The 18877-nt window shown below is 63.1% G+C and carries 18 protein-coding genes, 1 tRNA gene and 1 pseudogene; 10 read left to right on the plus strand and 10 right to left on the minus strand.

What is annotated here, in order from left to right; all coding sequences use genetic code 11:
* Positions 1–60 precede the first annotated feature (60 nt).
* The 4 genes from E7681_RS10940 to E7681_RS10955 all read left to right on the plus strand — a co-directional run bounded on the left by E7681_RS10940 (position 61) and on the right by E7681_RS10955 (position 5234).
* Positions 61–1344, plus strand: a complete 1284-nt coding sequence (locus E7681_RS10940) for an ABC transporter substrate-binding protein (RefSeq protein ID WP_136339320.1) — start codon at positions 61–63, stop codon at positions 1342–1344.
* Between the two features lie 76 nt (positions 1345–1420).
* Positions 1421–2245, plus strand: a complete 825-nt coding sequence (locus tag E7681_RS10945; RefSeq protein WP_136339321.1) for an ABC transporter ATP-binding protein — start codon at positions 1421–1423, stop codon at positions 2243–2245.
* Positions 2246–2346: 101 nt separating this feature from the next.
* Positions 2347–3567, plus strand: a complete 1221-nt coding sequence (locus E7681_RS10950) for a phenylacetate--CoA ligase family protein (RefSeq protein ID WP_136339322.1) — start codon at positions 2347–2349, stop codon at positions 3565–3567.
* A 41-nt stretch (positions 3568–3608) separates the two neighbouring features.
* The gene (locus E7681_RS10955; RefSeq protein WP_136339323.1) at positions 3609–5234 is read left to right on the plus strand and encodes a peptidoglycan-binding protein; all 1626 of its coding nucleotides are present in this window, start codon (positions 3609–3611) and stop codon (positions 5232–5234) included.
* 2 nt (positions 5235–5236) lie between these two features.
* Here E7681_RS10955 and E7681_RS10960 read toward each other — a convergent pair whose 3' ends face one another.
* The 3 genes from E7681_RS10960 to E7681_RS10970 all read right to left on the minus strand — a co-directional run bounded on the left by E7681_RS10960 (position 5237) and on the right by E7681_RS10970 (position 7480).
* The gene (locus tag E7681_RS10960) at positions 5237–7063 is read right to left on the minus strand and encodes a PHA/PHB synthase family protein (protein ID WP_136339324.1); all 1827 of its coding nucleotides are present in this window, start codon (positions 7061–7063) and stop codon (positions 5237–5239) included.
* 148 nt (positions 7064–7211) lie between these two features.
* Entirely contained in the window at positions 7212–7337 is a 126-nt protein-coding gene (gene ykgO / locus E7681_RS10965; RefSeq protein ID WP_012177066.1) for a type B 50S ribosomal protein L36, read from the minus strand.
* Between the two features lie 68 nt (positions 7338–7405).
* Positions 7406–7480, minus strand: a tRNA-Val gene (locus E7681_RS10970).
* Between the two features lie 150 nt (positions 7481–7630).
* On the opposite strand from E7681_RS10970, the gene E7681_RS10975 reads away from it, so the two are divergent.
* Positions 7631–8491 (plus strand): N-formylglutamate amidohydrolase, encoded by an 861-nt coding sequence (locus E7681_RS10975; RefSeq protein ID WP_136339325.1) that lies wholly within the window; start codon positions 7631–7633, stop codon positions 8489–8491.
* On the opposite strand, the gene E7681_RS10980 is transcribed toward E7681_RS10975, so the two are convergent.
* Entirely contained in the window at positions 8492–9745 is a 1254-nt protein-coding gene (locus tag E7681_RS10980; RefSeq protein WP_136339326.1) for a DNA polymerase IV, read from the minus strand.
* Positions 9746–9827: 82 nt separating this feature from the next.
* On the opposite strand from E7681_RS10980, the gene E7681_RS10985 reads away from it, so the two are divergent.
* Positions 9828–10256, plus strand: coding sequence for an NUDIX hydrolase (locus tag E7681_RS10985; protein WP_136339327.1), 429 nt, complete (start codon positions 9828–9830; stop codon positions 10254–10256).
* Positions 10257–10258: 2 nt separating this feature from the next.
* On the opposite strand, the gene pyrF is transcribed toward E7681_RS10985, so the two are convergent.
* Entirely contained in the window at positions 10259–10954 is a 696-nt protein-coding gene (gene pyrF / locus E7681_RS10990; protein ID WP_136339328.1) for an orotidine-5'-phosphate decarboxylase, read from the minus strand.
* Positions 10955–11010: 56 nt separating this feature from the next.
* A complete protein-coding gene (locus tag E7681_RS10995) occupies positions 11011–11250 on the minus strand; it encodes a hypothetical protein (RefSeq protein WP_136339329.1) in 240 nt (79 codons plus the stop codon).
* A 196-nt stretch (positions 11251–11446) separates the two neighbouring features.
* Here E7681_RS10995 and clpB point away from each other — a divergent pair, with 196 nt between their 5' ends.
* Positions 11447–14065, plus strand: a complete 2619-nt coding sequence (clpB, locus tag E7681_RS11000; protein WP_136339330.1) for an ATP-dependent chaperone ClpB — start codon at positions 11447–11449, stop codon at positions 14063–14065.
* 33 nt (positions 14066–14098) lie between these two features.
* On the opposite strand, the gene E7681_RS11005 is transcribed toward clpB, so the two are convergent.
* Complete coding sequence (locus E7681_RS11005) at positions 14099–14548, minus strand: winged helix-turn-helix transcriptional regulator (RefSeq protein WP_136339331.1); 450 nt, start codon at positions 14546–14548, stop codon at positions 14099–14101.
* 83 nt (positions 14549–14631) lie between these two features.
* Between E7681_RS11005 and E7681_RS11010 the strand changes: the two genes are divergently transcribed.
* A complete protein-coding gene (locus E7681_RS11010; RefSeq protein WP_136339332.1) occupies positions 14632–15489 on the plus strand; it encodes an SDR family oxidoreductase in 858 nt (285 codons plus the stop codon).
* 48 nt (positions 15490–15537) lie between these two features.
* Here the strand turns inward: E7681_RS11010 and E7681_RS11015 are convergent, their stop codons facing one another.
* On the minus strand, positions 15538–16020 hold the full coding sequence (locus E7681_RS11015; RefSeq protein ID WP_136339333.1) for a fasciclin domain-containing protein: 483 nt from the start codon (positions 16018–16020) through the stop codon (positions 15538–15540).
* A 196-nt stretch (positions 16021–16216) separates the two neighbouring features.
* Positions 16217–16660: a DUF302 domain-containing protein gene (locus tag E7681_RS11020; protein ID WP_136339334.1), complete on the minus strand. Its 444-nt coding sequence runs from the start codon at positions 16658–16660 to the stop codon at positions 16217–16219.
* Between the two features lie 230 nt (positions 16661–16890).
* Here E7681_RS11020 and msrP point away from each other — a divergent pair, with 230 nt between their 5' ends.
* The gene (msrP, locus tag E7681_RS11025) at positions 16891–17790 is read left to right on the plus strand and encodes a protein-methionine-sulfoxide reductase catalytic subunit MsrP (protein WP_136339335.1); all 900 of its coding nucleotides are present in this window, start codon (positions 16891–16893) and stop codon (positions 17788–17790) included.
* Positions 17790–18389 carry a protein-methionine-sulfoxide reductase heme-binding subunit MsrQ gene (gene msrQ / locus E7681_RS11030; RefSeq protein ID WP_136339336.1) on the plus strand — a complete coding sequence of 200 codons (600 nt, stop codon included), beginning with the start codon at positions 17790–17792 and terminating at the stop codon, positions 18387–18389. The genes msrP and msrQ overlap by 1 nt, the downstream gene beginning before the upstream one ends.
* A 146-nt stretch (positions 18390–18535) precedes the next feature.
* On the opposite strand, the pseudogene E7681_RS18955 reads toward msrQ, so the two are convergent.
* Positions 18536–18877, minus strand: a pseudogene (locus E7681_RS18955) (hypothetical protein); the annotation flags it as partial.

Genomic DNA, 18877 nt, shown 5'->3' on the forward strand with positions numbered 1-18877 from the left:
GGGGCAAAACCCTCGGTAAACCGAAACCATCGGATATGACCAAAGGGAGGAATTAAACCGATGAAACTGAAACTGATCTCTGCCGCTGTTGCTGCCATTGTGGCCGCAGCCCCGGCAATGGCTGACCTGACCTTTTCCGCGCTGAGCTACCGGACTGGTCCCTATGCCGCGAACGGCATCCCCTTTGCGGATGGCTATCAGGACTATTTCACCCTGCTGAACGAACGCGATGGCGGCATCGGCGGTGAAAAGATCAATCTGGTGGAATGCGAAACCGGCTATAACACCGAAAAAGGCGTGGAATGCTATGAATCCACCAAAGGTTCGGGCGCGCTGGTGTATCAACCGCTGTCGACTGGTATCACCTATCAGCTGATCCCCAAAGCCACCGCAGACGGTATTCCGGTTCACTCGATGGGCTATGGTCGGACCTCGGCCAAGAACGGCGCTGTGTTCAACAACATCTTCAACTATCCCGCAAACTACTGGGATGGCGCTTCGGTTGCGATCAAGCACCTGCTGGACCTCAATGGCGGTGATCTGAAGGGCAAGAAAATCGCGCTGGTTTACCACAACTCGGCCTACGGTAAGGAACCGATCCGCACGCTGGAAGAACTGTCGAAAAAGCACGGCTACACTCTGACCCAACTGGCTGTTGACCACCCCGGTCAGGAACAGAAATCCCAGTGGCTGCAAATCCGCCGCGAACGCCCGGATTATGTGATCATGTGGGGCTGGGGCGTAATGAACCAGGTTGCCATTCAGGAAGCTGTGAACATCCGTTACCCGATGGAAAACTTCATCGGTATCTGGTGGTCGGGTTCGGAAAACGACGTGCTGCCCGCCGGTGAAGGTGCCAACGGCTACAAGGCGCTGACCTTCCACAACGTCGGTTCGGATTACCCGCTGTATGACGACATCAAGAAATATGTCGTTGACGCAGGCAAAGCCGCAGGCGCGGGCGATCAACTGGGTACGGTTCTGTATAACCGTGGTCTGTATGCCGCAATGCTGGCCGCAGAAGCAGCCAAGACCGCACAGGCGATGCACGGCACCGCGACCATCACCCCGCAGCAAATGCGCGACGGGATGGAAAACCTTGAAATGACCGAAGACAAAATGACCGCTCTGGGTCTGCCGAACTTCGGCCCGTCGTTCAAGGTGTCCTGCGCCAACCACGGTGGTGATGGCTTTGGTGCTGTGACCCAGTGGGATGCAAAAGCTGGCAAATGGAACATGATCACCGAGTACATGCAGTCGGATCAAGAGGTTCTGAACCCGCTGATCGCTGGCGACTCGGAAGCGTATGCCAAGGAAAATGGCATCACGCCGGGCTGTAACTAAGTCCTTGATCACCGTCCCGGCTGCGCCTTGTGCGTGGCCGGGGCCTACCCGAACGATTATCAGAAAGTAGACGCAGATGCTGGACGCTGGACCCACCGATGAGACCCTTCTGGAGGTCAACAACATCGAGGTGATCTACAACCACGTTATCCTTGTGCTGAAGGGCGTCAGCCTGAAAGTCCCCAAGGGCGGCATCACCGCCTTGCTGGGCGGCAACGGCGCAGGCAAGACCACCACGCTCAAGGCGATTTCGAACCTGCTGCACTCTGAGCGCGGCGAGGTCACCAAGGGCTCGATCAACTATCGCGGCGAGCGCGTGCAGGACCTGAACCCGGCAGAGCTGGTGAAAAAGGGCGTGATCCAGGTCATGGAAGGCCGTCACTGCTTTGAACACCTCACGGTCGAGGAAAACCTGCTGACCGGCTCGTACACGCGCGGCGCGTCGCGCGGCGATATCGATGCCGACCTGAACATGGTTTACGACTATTTCCCCCGTCTAAAGGAACGCCGCCGCAGTCAGGCTGGCTATACCTCGGGCGGTGAGCAGCAGATGGTCGCCATTGGCCGTGCCATCATGTCGAAGCCCGAAACCATCCTGCTGGACGAACCCTCGATGGGTCTGGCGCCGCAGCTGGTTGAAGAAATCTTCAACATCGTCAAAGGCTTGAACGAGAAAGAAGGCGTGACCTTCCTTCTGGCCGAACAGAACACCAACGTGGCGCTGCGGTTTGCGCATTATGGCTACATCCTGGAATCGGGGCGTGTCGTGATGGACGGCCCGGCCAAGGATCTGCGCGAAAACCCCGACGTGAAAGAGTTCTACCTCGGCATGTCTGATGAGGGCCGCAAGAGCTTCCGCGAAGTGCGGTCCTATCGTCGCCGCAAGCGTTGGCTCAGCTAACGGCCGCTCACAACGAAAAGACAGGGGGCGGGCCGATCCCGCCCCAGCGAAAAGCAAGTGATTGCCGGGCAGATGATGTTCCTCGGCCAGGAGACCTGTACATGACCCGTTTCTTCGATGACCTCGAAACGCGCAGCGACGATCAGCGCGCTGCGGCCCTCGCCGAGGCGCTGCCGAGGCAGATCGCCCGCGCGCAGGCTCTGGCCGGGTATGGTGACAGTCTGGCGGGTTTCGACGCCGATCAGATTGCCTCGGTTGCCGATCTGGCGCGTCTGCCGGTGCTGCGCAAATCCGATCTGGGCAAGGCGCAGGCCAATGCCTCTCCGTTCGGCGGGTTGACCACGCGTCCGGCCAGCGGGTTCGCGCATATCTTCCAATCGCCGGGTCCGATCTATGAACCGGGCGGAACCGAGCATGACTGGTGGCGCATGGGCCGCTTCCTGCATGCCTGTGGCATTGGTCTGGGCGACATCGTGCAGAACTGCTTTGGCTACCACCTGACGCCCGCCGGCATGATCTTTGAATCCGGTGCGCGCGCCGTTGGCGCCGCCGTGCTGCCCGCCGGCACCGGCCAGACCGAACTGCAGGCCCGCGCTGCCGCCGATGTCGGCGTGACCGCCTATGCCGGCACGCCCGATTACCTGAAGGTGATTCTGGACAAGGCCGACGCGATGGGCCTGTCGCTGGGTATTACCAAGGCTGCCGTTGGTGGCGGGGCGCTGTTCCCCTCGCTGCGTCAGGAATACAAGGACCGCGGCATCGACTGCCTGCAATGCTATGCCACCGCCGATCTGGGCAATATCGCCTACGAATCCGCCGCGATGGAAGGCATGATCGTGGACGAGCATGTCATCGTCGAGATCGTCACCCCCGGCACCGGCGACCCCGTCGCCCCCGGCCAGGTGGGCGAGGTCGTCGTGACCACGCTGAACCCCGATTACCCGTTGATCCGTTTCGCTACCGGCGATCTGAGCGCGATCCTGCCCGGTATCAGCCCCTGCGGCCGCACCAACACCCGGATCAAGGGCTGGATGGGCCGTGCGGACCAGACCACCAAGATCAAGGGCATGTTCGTGCGCCCCGAACAGGTGGCTTCGCTGGTCGCCAAGCACCCGGAAATCGTCAAGGCCCGCGTCATTGCCGGCCGCGACGGCGAGATGGACACAATGACCGTTCAGATCGAAGCGAACGGCGGCAGCATCGACGCTTTCGGCAAATCTGTCGTCGAAGTTCTGAAGCTGAAGGGCAAAATCGAGGTTCTGACCCCCGGTTCCTTGCCGAATGACGGCAAAGTTATCGAAGATCAAAGAACATACGACTGATTTGATTGCTATGATGACAGGACCCGAGAAGGAGGACTGTCATGCGATTCACCCACTCCATCCTTGGGGCCGCGGCGCTTTGGGCGACCACGGCCCTTTCTTCATGGGCGGCCGACTATGCCCTGATCCTGACCAACCGCGACTATGATCGCGTCTCGACGGCGACGGATGCGGCCTCCTACGTTTCCTATGCCGGTGCGTTGCAGCAGCAGGGCTTCCGCGTGTTCGGCGGCGAAAGCTGGAACGCCTGGAACATGGCCCGCGCGGCGAATGACTTCCAGCAGGCTCTGGCCTCGGGTCAGGTGGATCGCGTTGTCGTGGTCCTGTCGGGCCGCATGGCCGAAGGGCCCACCGACGGCTGGCTGCTGGCGCGCGATTACGGTCAGGTGACCTCGCTCAACGTCGGGCAATACGCGATGTCGGTGAACGCCTTGGCGGATATGCTGGGAGATTACCCCGGCAAGGCGCTGATGCTGATCTCGGCCTCGCGCCCCGATAATACGCCGGTCGGCGCGGGCCTTGTCGCTGGTGCCGTAGTGCCGGACCTGCCGCAGGGCGTGGCGGCGATGCAGGGGCGGGCGGAGCGGATGTTGCCGGTGCTGCGCGACCAGATCCTGCAATCCCGCGTGTCGCTGGCACAGCTGGCGCAAACCGGGCAGGGCATCACATTCCAGGGCTATGTGTCCGATCAACCCCTTGGCGCGACCTCGGGCCCCGTGGTGGATAGCGAGTCGGCTTATTGGAGTGCGGCCCGCGACATCGGCACGATCGAGGCCTATCGCGCCTACCTGTCGCGTTTCCCGCGCGGCATGTACATCAACGAGGCGCGGCGCATGATCGAGGACATCCTCCAGCACCCCAACCGCGAGGCCGAAGCCGATGAGGCCGCGCTGAACCTGTCCCGCGATGCGCGGCGTGAAATCCAGCGTCAACTGACTCTGCTGGGCTTTGATACCCGCGGGATTGACGGCATTTTCGGCGCGGGCACCCGTACCGCGATCGTGGCCTACCAGCGCTCGAAGGGCTGGATCGAAACCGGATATGTGAACAACGGCCAGTTGGAAACGCTGCGACAGGATGCCCTGCGGCGCGCCCGCGAACTGGAAGAAGAAGAGCGCCGTCGCCGCGCCGAGGAAGAGCGGCGTGACCGCGATTTCTGGGCCACCGTCGGCGTACGCGGGGACGAGGCCAGCCTGCGCGAATACCTGCGCCGCTTCCCGGATGGCATTTTCTCGGACGAGGCACGTGCCCGTCTGGATGAATACGACCTGCGCCGCCGCCGCGATGCCGATTACCGGATGCGGGTCGCCTGGGACGAGGCGCGCACCGCCGACACGATCTCGGCCTACCGCCGGTTCCTGGCGCAATACCCCGAAAGCGACTTCGCGCCCACCGCGCGCGCCCGGATCGAGGAGCTGGACGAGGAACGCAAAAACGCCGACCAGATCGAAAAGGACAAGGCCGAAGAGGCCGTCGTGGCGGGCAACCCGATCACCCGCTTGCTGGTGGAAAATACCCTGCGAAACCGGGGTTTTGATCCCGGCAACCCGGATGGCGAGTTCGACAAGGCCACCCGCAAGGCGATCCGCCAGTTCCAGCGCGCCAGCCAGCTGCCGGTGACCGGATACGTTTCGCAGGCGACGATGGTGCGGTTGCTCAGCCGCTAAGGCTACTTGATGAACACATAGGTGCCTGGCGCCGGCGCAAGCGGCGGCAGGCCCTTCTCGGCCGCCCCCATCCGGGGCGGTGTGACCAGCGTCGCATCCCCCTGAACCGAGGTCAGCCACTCGCTCCATTCCGGCCACCACGACCCTTCGATCTTGTCATGGCTGGCCAGCCAGGTGTCGGGGTCCATGTACAGCGCGTTCGGCGCGCGGTGACCCTTGCGGTAGTGGCGATGCGGGTGTCCCGGCTCGCTGACGATGCCGCCGTTATGGCCGCCCTTCACCAGCACAAAAGTCAGGTCGCCATTGGTGAACAGCGCCGTTTTGTAGACGGAATGCCACGGCGCGATGTGGTCCTTTTCCGTGCCGACGATAAAGAACGGCACCTGCACGTCCTTCAGCGCAATCACCCGGCCATCGACGGCATAGCGGCCGGCGGTCAGACGATTCTCCATGAACAGCCCGCGCAGGTACTGGCTGTGCATCTTGTAGGGCATCCGCGTCGCGTCCATATTCCAGACCGAGATGTCGGCGGCCTTGTCGTCCAGCCCCATCAGGTAGCGGCGCACGGCGCGGGTCCAGATCAGATCCTCGGCGCGCAGAGCCTGAAAGGCGCCGCTCATTTGGCGCTGATCCAAGAAGCCCTGATCCCACATCATGTCCTCTAGATAGGCGACCTGACTGTCGTCCAGGAACAGCATCAGCTCTCCGGCTTCGGTGAAATCCGTCTGCGCGGCCAGCAGCGTGACCGAGGCCAGCCGGTCGTCGCGCTCTCGCGCCATCGTGGCCGCCGTGATCGACAGGATCGTGCCGCCCAGGCAATAGCCGCAGGCGTGGACCTTCTGATCCGGGATGATGGTGCCGATCGCATCCAGCGCGGCCAGAACGCCCTGCTGACGGTAATCATCCAGCGTCACGTCGCGCAGTTCTTCGCCGGGATTGACCCACGAGATCGCAAAGACGGTAAAGCCCTGACCGACCAGATAGTTGATCAGCGAGTTGTGCTGGCTCAGGTCCAGAATGTAGTACTTCATGATCCAGGCGGGCACGATCAGGATCGGCTCCGCATGCACGGCTTCGGTCTGCGGGCTGTATTGCAGCAGCTCGATCAGTTGGTTGCGATAAACAACCTGGCCGGGGGTGCAGGCCAGCGTCTCTCCGACGACGAAGTCACCGGTGTCGGCGTGGGTTTCGCCGGTCGCGGCGTCCTCCAGATCGCGCATCCACAGCTCGAACCCTTCGATCAGCGACTGGCCCTTGGTGTTACGGGCGGCGTCCAGAATCTCGGGGTTCAGCGCGGGGATGTTCGAGGGCGCGATCATGTCCAGCATCTGCCGCACCATGAAATCGACCCGGTCGGTGTTCTGGGGAATCGCACCCGGCACGCAGCACGTCGCCTTGTCCCACCAGTCCTGAGTGGCCAGAAAGCTTTGCGCCAGCATGTTGAACGGCGGTTTCTGCCAGCTGGGATGGGCGAAACGGTGATCCTCGGGCTTGGGCTTGAACGGAGGCTCGGCGCTGGCGTGGGTCTGGCCGGTCAAGTAGGTGGTCAGGCGCAGCGCGTTTTTCTGTGCCTGCTCGATCATCTCCAACTGGCGGCCCGGCGCGGTGGCCAGATGCGCTATCCAGTCGGCCCATGCCACAGCGGCCGCATAGGGCGACAGCCCCGCCGTCATCCGCGCCATCGAGGCCCGCACAGCCCGGTCAAAGGTCTCGTACTTGTGCTGCTGCTGCGGCGTCGGACGGACCTGCGACTGCGGTTTGGCCACTGGGACGGGCAGCTGAGCCTGATCGGTGACAGGGGCGGCGGCGGGCTTGGTCTTGGCGGGCATCAACGATTACCTTCTGAGGTCGGTGCACCACCCATATGGGAACAAGGCGTGTCGTTTTCTTGACCCACGTCAAAATTTCTGCGCGCGCAAAGAAAAAGACCACTCAGGCGGCGGCCCAAGCGGTCTTTTGCTCAAAGTCTGTTCAGACTCAGCCCTGGCGGGCTTTGAACCGACGCTGCGTCTTGTTGATGACGTAGACGCGGCCTTTACGGCGCACGACACGGCAGTCGCGGTGACGCTGCTTCAGCGAGCGGAGCGAGTTCTTGACCTTCATGGTCCTCTCCTTCATTCGCGGCGCCATGCGCCTTGGGTTTGCGGGTCGCCTTGAAAAGGCGAGGTAAATGGTGGGCGGTACAAGGATCGAACTTGTGACCCCTACGATGTCAACGTAGTGCTCTACCGCTGAGCTAACCGCCCATATTTTCCCTTTGCGGCCCTCGCCCCTGAAAGAAAGGGGCGCGGAATTCCGCGCCGGTTTGCGCTCTATATAAAGAGTCGGCGGGGGGATCAAGGGCTTTTGGTAACAAGAATAATCTGTCTATGATATTTCTTGTGACAGGAGGAGACATGCCCAAGGCTGCTTACAGATTGCTGATGCCGCAGACACGCTCGACCAGCGTGATATTCGCGTCTCCGCACAGCAGCAGGGACTATCCAAAGGCGTTTTTGCAGCAATCGGTGCTGGACGACCATTCGATTCGCAGCTCCGAGGACGCATTCGTCGATCAACTGTTCAACGTTGCCCCGCATCACGGTGCGCCGTTCCTCGAAGCGGGGGCGCCGCGCGCCTATGTCGACATGAATCGCAGCCCGGACGAGCTGGACCCCGCGCTGATTCAGGGGATGCGCAACACGACCTACAACCCGCGAATCGTGTCGGGCCTTGGCGTGGTGCCGCGCGTGGTGGCCAATTCGCGCTGTATTTATCGCGGCAAGCTACCGCTTGAGGAGGTGCGCGGACGGCTGGATCGCTATTGGCACCCGTATCACGCGCGTCTGCAGGCACTTCTGTCCGAATCGCACGCACTGTTCGGAGAGGCGATCCTGATCGACTGCCATTCCATGCCGCACGAGGCGCTGGACAGTATCGCCCGATCCGGCTCGCGCCGCCCCGAGGTCGTGCTGGGTGACCGTTTCGGCGCGGCTTCGGCCCCCGAGGTGATGGAAGTCCTCGAAGACGCCTTTGCCCAAGAGGGGCTGGTCGTCGCCCGCAACGTCCCCTTCGCCGGGGCCTACACGACCCAGCATTACGGCCGCCCCTCGCGCCGTCAGCACGTGATTCAGGTCGAGATCGACCGCGCGCTTTACATGAACGAGCAGATGATCCGCCCGAACGGCAATTTTGCCGCGATGCAGGCCATCGTGGGCCGTGTCATTGCCCGCATCACCGCTTACGGCGAGGCGCAGCAGCGTCTGGCGGCCGAGTGATCAGCGAAACGACCGTCCCTTGACGATTGCGTCCTTGCCGAACCGCTTGCGGATTTCGTCCGTGGCGCGCTCGGCCCGGCTGCGGGTGGCGGCTTGCGGGTCCAGCAAGTCTCCGTCCAGCCCGGTCTCGCTGTCCGGCGACAGCTCCGAGATCCCGACGCCGATCAGCCGGTATTGCCCGCCCGCAGGCACCTGGTCGAACAGCGACCGCGCGACGCGATAGATCCGGTCGGCCAGTTGCACCGGCTCGCGCTGGCTTTGGCGACGGGTCAGCAGGCTGTGGTCGGCGCGTTTCAGTTTCAGCGTGATGACCTGCCCGGCCAGCCCGCGCGCCTTGGCCCGGTCCGCGACCTGCACGGCCAGCCGCCAGATGTGACCATCCAGAATGTCGGCGTCGCCCGTGTCCTCGAAAAACGTGGTTTCCTTCGAGATCGACTTGATCGGCTCATGCGCCGTCACCCGGCGACTGTCCTGACCGCGCGCCAGATGCCACAGCCGGTCGCCCATGCTGCCAAATCGCAGGTGCAAATCCTGCCGGTCCCAGCGCAGCAGGTCGGTAAAGGTCCGAATCCCCGCCTTTTCCAGCGCGCTTTGCGTGGCCTGACCGACCCCCCAGATCATTCGCACCGGTTTGTCACGCAGGAAATCCGCCGTTTCCGCCTGACCGATCACCGCGAATCCGTGGGGTTTGTCCAGGTCCGAGGCGACCTTGGCCAGGAACTTGTTATGGCTCAGCCCGATCGAGCCGGTGACGCCTAGCTCGGCCTTCATCCGTTTGACCAGCCGCGCCAGCATCACTGCGGGCGGCGCGCCGTGCAGGCGTTGCGTGCCGGTCAGGTCCAGAAACGCCTCGTCCAGCGACAGCGGCTGGATCGCGGGGGTCAGCTCTTCCATCATGGCGCGGATGGCGCGGCTGACTTCGGCGTAGACCTCCATCCGGGGTTTGATGACCACGGCGTCGGGGCACAGTTTCAGCGCCTGAAACATCGGCATGGCCGAGCGTACGCCCCGGATTCGCGCCACATAGCAGGCGGTCGAGACCACCCCGCGCCGCCCGCCGCCGATGATAACCGGCTTGTCCGCCAGCTCGGGGTTGTCGCGTTTTTCGACGCTGGCATAGAAGGCGTCGCAATCCATGTGGGCGATGGACAGGTCGAACAGCTCGGGGTGCGACACGATGCGTGGCCGCCCGCAGGACGGGCAGCGCCGTCCGGCGTCGAACATGGTCAGGCAGTCGCGGCAGAGGGCGGGCATCACATCAGAGTTTCGTGATTGTCATCGGTTGGTCGTCTCTGTCGGATTATATACCTGCAAAGGGCGAAAGAATATGCAGGCCATGAGCAACGAAGCTGAATTCCGGGGCGCCAAGCTGGCGCTGTTCATCGGCGGCCAATTGGCCGTAATCATGCGCGACGACAAGCCGGACCTACCTTGGGCGGGCTATCTGGACCTGCCCGGCGGGGGCCGCGAAGGGCTGGAACGCCCCGAGGATTGCGCCCTGCGCGAAACCCGAGAGGAGCTGGGCCTTGACCTGCCCGAAGAGGCGCTGATCTGGAAGCGTGCTTTCCGTGCCCGCACAGGCGAACCCGTCTGGTTCTTTGCCGCCGAGTTGGACGCGCATCGCGCGCAGGACATCCGCTTTGGCCCCGAAGGCCAGTATTGGACCCTGATGGCGCCGCAGGATTACCTGGCGCACCCGCGCGCAATTCCGCATTTCGCCGAACGCGTCCGCCTTTACCTGCTTGAGGTCGAGGCCCGCGACTGATCTCAGACCGACTTGATTTCGTCCAGAATGGCCAGTGCGGCCTGACGCGGGTCTGCTGCGGCCCAGATCGGGCGGCCCACGACGATGTGGTCGGCCCCGTCGGTCAGCGCCTGCGCCGGGGTGGCCACGCGTTTCTGATCGCCCAGTGCCGCGCCTGCGGGGCGCACGCCGGGCGTGACGATCAGGCGGCCTTCGGCCTGGGGCAGGGCGCGGATCAGCGCGGCCTCTTGCGGGCTGGCGATGACGCCATCGGCCCCGGCCTCGAACGCGCGGGCGGCGCGTTCCAGCACCAGCTCCTTCACGTCGCCGGGTTTGATCAGGCCGGCATCCAGATCGCCGCGATCCAGCGAGGTCAGGATCGTGACCGCCAGGATCTTCAGATCCTTACCGCTGGCGCCTTCCTTGGCGGCGCGCACCACATGCGGGTCGCCGTGCACCGTCAGGAAATCCAGATCGAACTGCGCCACGCCGCGCACCGCGTTTTCCACGGTCGCGCCGATGTCGAAGAACTTCATGTCCAGAAAGATGCGCTTGCCGTGTTCTTGCTTCAGTTCGTTCGCCAGGGCCAGACCGCCGCCGGTCAGCATCCCCAGGCCGATCTTATAGAAGGACACGGCGTCGCCCAGCGTGTTCGCCAGCTCCATCCCCGCGACCACGTTCGGAACGTCGAGGGCAACAATCAGGCGGTCATCGGACATTGGGGCAGCTCCTTGTTTTCAGGGTTGCGCCCTTTTCGCGGGATCGGGCTGCTGCGTCAAGCGGCGACAAGGCGACAGCGCAGGGGTCGGTCCATGTGCCGGTATTCGGGCATGCGTGACAGCTGTCGCAACGCATCCTGAACCAGCGCCGCGCGATTGCGCCCGTCGGCCGGATACTCGGTCTGACAATGCAAGACGATATGCCGGCCAGCCGTCAGAAGGGTCACGACACCGGTGACCCGCCGAGTGGCGGGGTTTTCGTGCATCTGGGAAATGCCAACCTCGATCACATCCATGTCGCGCCCTCCTGTATCCTCATGGGATAAAGGCAGTTGGTTAATCGCCAGTTAACCGCAAAACGTCCGACGAAAATTGCAGCTTCGGGCTTGAAGCGCGCGGCCATGATCGCCACCTTAGGTTCAAGGCCCGGACAGGGGATGTGCCGCAAGGGTGGGCATCCGGCAATCGGGCGCTTAGGAGAAGGAGAGAACCATGGACTTGAACAAGTTCACGGAGCGGTCGCGCGGTTTCATTCAGGCCGCCCAGACGATCGCCATGCGGGAAGGTCACCAACGACTGGCCCCGGAACACATTCTTAAGGCATTGATGGACGACGATCAGGGGCTTTCGGCCAACCTGATCAAACGCGCCGGTGGCGAACCCGCCCGAGTGCGCGAAGCGGTGGATGCCGCCGTGGCGAAAATGCCCAAGGTCTCGGGCGATGCGGGGCAGGTCTATCTGGACAGCCTGACCGGCAAGGTGCTGGACGAGGCCGAGCAGGTCGCCAAGAAAGCGGGCGACAGCTTTGTCCCCGTGGAACGCATCCTGATGGCGCTGGCGCTGGTGAAATCCAAGGCGCAGGACGCGCTGGATGCGGGCGCCGTGACGCCGCAAAAACTGAACACCGCGATCAATGACATCCGCAAGGGCCGGACCGCTGACAGCGCCTCGGCCGAGGAAGGGTATGACGCGCTGAAAAAATACGCCCGCGATCTGACCGAGGCCGCCGAGCAAGGCAAGATCGACCCGATCATCGGCCGCGACGATGAAATCCGCCGCGCGATGCAGGTGCTGAGCCGTCGCACCAAGAACAACCCGGTGCTGATCGGTGAACCCGGCGTCGGTAAAACCGCGATTGCCGAGGGCATGGCGCTGCGCATCATCAACGGCGACGTGCCGGAATCCCTGCGCAACAAGAAGCTGTTGGCGCTGGACATGGGCGCTCTGATCGCCGGTGCGAAATACCGGGGTGAGTTCGAGGAACGCCTGAAAGCGATCCTGAAGGAAATCGAGGCCGCCGCGGGCGAGGTGATCCTGTTCATCGACGAGATGCACACCCTTGTCGGCGCCGGTAAAACCGACGGCGCGATGGATGCCGCCAACCTGATCAAACCGGCCCTCGCGCGCGGTGAATTGCACTGCATAGGCGCGACCACGCTGGATGAGTACCGTAAATACGTCGAGAAAGACGCGGCCCTGGCCCGGCGTTTCCAGCCCGTGATGGTCGAGGAACCGACGGTCGAGGACACGATCTCGATCCTGCGCGGCATCAAGGAAAAGTACGAACTGCACCACGGCGTGCGGATCAGCGACTCGGCCCTGGTGGCGGCGGCGACGCTCTCGCATCGCTACATCACCGACCGCTTCCTGCCCGACAAGGCGATCGACCTGGTGGACGAAGCCGCCAGCCGTCTGCGGATGGAAGTGGACAGCAAACCCGAAGAGCTGGACCAGCTCGACCGCCAGATCCTGCAAATGCAGATCGAGGTCGAGGCCCTGAAGCTGGAGGACGACGCCGCCAGCAAGGACCGTCTGGCCAAGCTGGAAAAGGAACTGGCCGACCTGCAGGACCGCAGCGCCGAGATGACCGCCAAGTGGCAGGCCGAACGCGATAAACTCGCCGGGGCCCGCGACCTGAAAGAAAAGCTCGAACGTGCCCGCGCCGATCTGGAAATCGCCAAGCGCGAAGGTAATCTGGCCAAGGCCGGCGAGCTGTCCTACGGCGTGATTCCGCAGCTGGAAAAACAGCTAGCCGAGGCCGAAGCGGCCGAGGACGATGGCGTCATGGTCGAAGAGGCCGTCCGCCCCGAGCAGATCGCCCAAGTCGTGGAGCGCTGGACCGGCATCCCGACCGCGAAGATGCTGGAAGGCGAGCGTGAAAAGCTGCTGGCGATGGAATCCGGCCTGCACAAGCGCGTCATCGGCCAGAAGGCGGCCGTCAAAGCTGTGTCCAACGCCGTGCGCCGTGCGCGCGCCGGGCTGAACGACGAGGGGCGCCCGCTGGGCAGCTTCCTGTTCCTCGGCCCGACCGGTGTGGGTAAGACCGAGCTGACCAAAGCCGTGGCCGAGTTCCTGTTCGATGACGACAACGCGATGGTCCGCATCGACATGTCCGAGTTCATGGAGAAACACTCGGTCAGCCGTCTGATCGGTGCCCCTCCGGGCTATGTCGGCTATGACGAAGGCGGTGTCCTGACCGAGGCCGTGCGCCGCCGGCCCTATCAAGTCGTGCTGTTCGACGAGGTCGAAAAGGCCCACCCGGACGTGTTCAACGTCCTGCTGCAAGTGCTGGATGACGGCGTGTTGACCGATGGTCAGGGCCGCACCGTGGACTTCAAGCAGACACTGATCATCCTGACCTCGAACCTGGGTGCGCAGGCGCTCAGCCAGTTGCCGGATGGCGCGGACAGCGCGGATGCCAAGCGTGACGTGATGGATGCGGTGCGGGCGCATTTCCGCCCCGAATTCCTGAACCGTCTGGACGAGATCATCATCTTCGACCGCCTGGGCCGCAAGGACATGGACGGCATCGTCGATATCCAGCTGGCCCGTCTGGGCAAACGTCTGGCGCAGCGCAAGATCGCGCTGCAACTGGACGGGGACGCCAAGAAATGGCTGGCGGATGAAGGGTACGACCCGGTCTTTGGTGCCCGCCCGCTGAAGCGCGTCATCCAACGGGCGCTTCAGGATCCGCTGGCCGAGCTTTTGCTGGGCGGCGAGATCAAGGATGGCGCCACCGTCCCCGTCAGCGCAGGCCCCGACGGCCTGATCATCGGGGATCGTGTCGGCACTTCGGATCGCAAACCGCCGCAGGACGCGGTGGTCCACTAAACGAACAGGCCCGCCGGAAACGGCGGGCCTTTTTCATGCGTAGGGGATCAGGTTGCGTTGCGGTTCCTGCGCTTGATCGAACCGGGCGCGGGCGTCGCGGATGCCTTGGTGATGCGTCTCGGCCCAGTTCAGCAAATGCGCCAGCGGTGTCATCACCGACTGCCCCATCTCGGTCAGCGCATATTCCACGCTGGGCGGCTTGGTCGGAAACACCGTCCGCGTGATCAGCCCGTCGCGTTCCAGATTGCGCAGGCTTTGGGTCAGCATCCGTTTCGAGATATCCGGCACGCCCCGTTGCAGCTCCGAAAACCGTTTCGGCCCCTCGGCCAGCAGGATCAGCAGCAGCGTCGTCCACTTCTCGCCCACCCGGTCCAGCACGTCGCGCACGGGGCAGGCGGCGGGGTCGACCTCTTGCCCTTTCCACGCCCAGAACCGGGCCAGCAGTTCTGCGGTCACAAGGTTACCTTGATGTGCCTTGGTCATGAAAACCTGCCTCCTTACGGACACTGAATCAGTGGTCTAGGAAAGAGACCATCTCTGGAATCAAGACCGAAAGGAACCCCAACATGACCCCGACCATCCTGATCACCGGCGCCAGCGGCCAGCTTGGCGCGCTTGTTCTGACCGAGCTGCTGAAAACCGTGCCCGCCGGGCAGATCGCAGCACTGGTGCGCCGACCCGAAGCCGCCCAGGCCCTGCCGGTCGAGGCGCGCCTGGGTGATTACACCGATCCCGCCGCGCTGACCGCCGCGATGCAGGGCATTGAAAAGCTGCTGCTGATCTCGTCCTCCGAAGTGGGCCAGCGCGCCGCCCAGCACCGCAACGTGATCGACGCGGCCAAGGCGGCGGGCGTGAAACTGATCGCCTATACCAGCCTGCTGCACGCCGATCGCTCTCCGCTGGGTCTGGCCGCAGAGCATGTCGAGACCGAGGCGTATCTAGCCGCCAGCGGCGTGCCTCATGTGGTGCTGCGCAATGGTTGGTATGCGGAAAACAACCTTGGCAACGCCCCCGCCGCGATCGAGCATGGCACCTATATCGGTGCGATTGGCGATGGCCGGATTTCCGGTGCCGCGCGCGCCGATTACGCCGCCGCCGCCGCTGCCGTGCTGACCTCGGACGCGCAGCAAGCGGGCAAGGTGTATGAGCTGGCGGGCGACACCTCGTACTCGCTGCCGGATCTGGCCGCCGAAACCGCGCGCCTGTCGGGCAAACCCGTCTCCTATACCGACCTGCCGCAGGCCGCCTATGCCGAGGCGCTGGTGCAGGTCGGACTGCCGCAGGGCTTTGCCGACCTGCTTGCCGATTCCGACGTCGGCGCCGCCAAGGGCGCGTTGGAAAACAACAGCCGTGACCTCAGCACGCTGATCGGGCGCCCGACCACGCCCTGGCAGCAGGTGCTGGCCGGACTGCTGGCCGCCTGATGCGAAAACGGCCCGGCGAGACATTCGCCGGGCCGCCCCATGCGCAGATTACATCTTGGGCAGGATCACCGAGTCGATGACGTGGATCACGCCGTTCGACGCCTCGATATCCGCCGCCGTCACCTTGGCATCGTTCACCATCACACCGCCTTCGGTCATGATGGTGATCTCGCCGCCCTGAACGGTCGCGGCGGTCATGCCGTTCGACAGATCGGTGGACATCACCTTGCCCGGCACCACGTGATAGGTCAGCACGGCGACTAGCTTGTCCTTGTTCTCGGGCTTCAGCAGGTCCTCGACGGTGCCAGCGGGCAGCTTGGCAAAGGCGTCATCGGTGGGGGCGAACACGGTGAACGGGCCTTCGCCCTTCAGCGTGTCGACCAGCCCTGCCGCGCCCACGGCGGCGACCAGGGTCTTGAAGGTGCCGGCACCCACGGCGGTATCGACGATATCCATCGAATGCCCACCCGCAAAGGCGGGGCCAGCAAAAGCAGCGGCTGCGGTCAGTGCAAGAACGGTTCTGCGAAACATGTCAGATCTCCCTTGAAAACATGTGAGATGCCATCGGAGACATCGACAGGTTTACGGACCCATTGCCGCCTTGGTTCAGTCTGACATTTTCGTGGGCGGGCTTGACGCGAAACGCCCCGCGGCTAAGCCAGCGGGGCGTTGGATTTCAACTGACATCCTTGTGACCGAATGACAGCGCGGCGTGATCGGATCGCCCTCAGTCCAGGCTGATAGCCGAGCGTACGATCGCGTCCAGCAGCGCCTGCACCTCTTGCATCTCGCCCTCGGGGAATTCGCGATAGCCGATCACCGTCTGGTCCGGGTTGTCCGGCAGCTGGGCGACAAAGATGTCATAGGGGCAGAACCGGATATTCATCGGGTTCACTTCCATTACCTTGCGCGACAGCTTGGCCGAGCAGAACGAATACACGTCCGCCCGCACGAAAACCGTCACGTCCGAGCCGACATCGGCCTTGGTACGTTCCAGCATCTCGCCGACATGGGACATGCCGTCGATGACCAGACCCTGATCGGTGATCGCGTTCTCAAGGCCGAAAACCACGTCGTCGAACGACTCGTCCGTGGTGTAGGAAATGACGCCATCCGCCGCTGCGGCCGTCGCCGCCACGGCCAGACCCGCCGCCAGAACCAGAGCTTTCATTGGGTGCCTCCTCCGGGTTTGTATCGCTCCATTATACCCCGCGCGGGGCAAAGCAGAACCGCTCATTCGCTTAACGTATTCACAATCTCGTATGTCTTGGGTTCTTCACCACCCGGCAGACTGACGCAGGCGGTTTCGTTACAGTCCGGCCACGCCAACGTGAGAACTTGTTCATTGGCGCAAACCGGGCGCGGCCTTACCTTCGGCCTCAACGAATAATGAGGGGACCCATGGCCAACCGCTGGACGAACGATCTTACCCGTGGCGACATCACGCCCGAGCACCTGTATCTCAGCCGCCGTCAGATCATGGCCGGTGTCGCCGGTACCGCCCTTGCCGGTCTGGCCGCCCCTGCGCAGGCCGAGGCGCTGCAGCCAAACAGCTGGGAGGACATTACCTCCTACAACAACTTCTACGAATTCGGCACCGGCAAGGACGACCCCAAACGCTATGCCAAATCGCTGACGACCGCCCCCTGGACGGTAAAGATCGACGGCATGGTCGATCGCCCGGGCGATTACGCGATCGAGGACATCCTCTCCAAGATGACGATCGAGGAACGCATCTACCGTTTCCGCTGTGTCGAGGCATGGTCGATGGTCGTCCCGTGGAACGGGTTCGAACTGGCGGACCTGCTGGATCTGGTCGGCGTGCAGGACGGCGCGAAATACGTGGCGTTCGAGACGCTCTATCGTCCCGATGAAATGCCCGGCCAGAAATACGCCCTGATCGACTGGCCCTATGTCGAAGGCCTGCGCCTGGACGAGGCCCGCCACCCCCTGACCCTGATGGCCACCGGCCTTTACGGCAAACCGCTGCCCAACCAGAACGGCGCGCCTCTGCGTCTGGTGGTGCCGTGGAAGTATGGCTTCAAGTCGATCAAGTCCGTGGTCCGCATCACCCTGACCGACCGCAAGCCGCCCACCAGCTGGAACAAGCTGCTGCCGAACGAGTACGGCTTCTATAGCAACGTGAACCCGCAGGTGGATCACCCCCGCTGGTCCCAGGCGACCGAGCGGGTGATCGGCGGCGGGTTGTTCTCGTCCAAGCAGGACACGCTGATGTTCAACGGCTATGCCGATCAGGTGGCCGGTCTCTATGCTGGCATGGACCTGAAGCGGAACTTCTGATGGATCGCCTGAACCGCGCCCTGCGCACCGTCCCGACCTGGTGCATATATATATGTACGGCCCTCTGGGCGGCGTTCCTGTTCTGGCAGGGTGCCACGGGCCAGTTGGGGCCGGAACCGATCAAGGCGCTGGAGCATGAATACGGCCAGTCCGCCCTGATCCTGCTGATGGTCGGCCTGGCGGTAACACCCCTGCGGCGGCACACCGGACTGAACCTGATCCGTTTCCGCCGCGCCTTGGGCCTGTCCGCCTTTGCGCTGGTACTGTGTCACCTGGCTGTCTGGGCCGTGCTGGATATCCAAAGCCTGTCGCGCATCTGGGCAGATATCGTAAAGCGGCCCTATATAACGGTGGGGATGCTGGGCCTTGTCCTGCTGGTGCCGCTGGCCGCGACCTCGAATAACGCCTCGGTCCGCCGAATGGGGCAGGGGTGGCGCAAGTTGCACAAGCTCACCTATCCGGCGGTTCTGCTGGCCGGCGTGCATTTTCTGATGCTGCGAAAGGGTCTTCAGCAGGAGCCGATGCTCTATCTGGCCGGAATCCTGCTGTTGCTGGCCCTCAGATTGCCGCTGCGCGCGAGTCGCCGCAACGCCGCATGACCGCCCCTGAGTACCCGAGTCTTCGGCATCTTGTGGGTAACTCTGAGGATAACCCAAGATGCTGATGTGCGTCTTGCCGCGATGCGGCAATGCAAATGCGGCATTGCGGTGATTTTGGGGTGTTGGTTTGGTGTAAGTTATTGATTTTATTGTGTTGTGACGGTTTTTTGAAAAAAGATTGGGAAATATGAAAAAAGCGCTTGCGGGTCTTTGGTGAAAGCCATAGAACCCCCTTCACCGGCGGCGCTGAGGCGCTTGACGGTGGTACGGTCGGAACGACGGGGCGGTGCTCTTGAGGGAAGTTCGGAACGAAATCTGAGGCATCTGACGCAGGTTGCGCCAAGAAGAACTGGCGCTTCCCGTTGATTTTGTCTCTGGGGCTTAGGCTCCGCGCTCTTTGACATTGATAATATCTGAAGAGATATGTGGGCGGTTTGGTTCATTCGATGAACAAACAACTGCATATCGGGGTCCTTAGGCTTCGGCCG

It is taken from the genome of Thalassobius vesicularis (assembly GCF_004799325.1).
Classification (GTDB): domain Bacteria; phylum Pseudomonadota; class Alphaproteobacteria; order Rhodobacterales; family Rhodobacteraceae; genus Thalassobius; species Thalassobius vesicularis.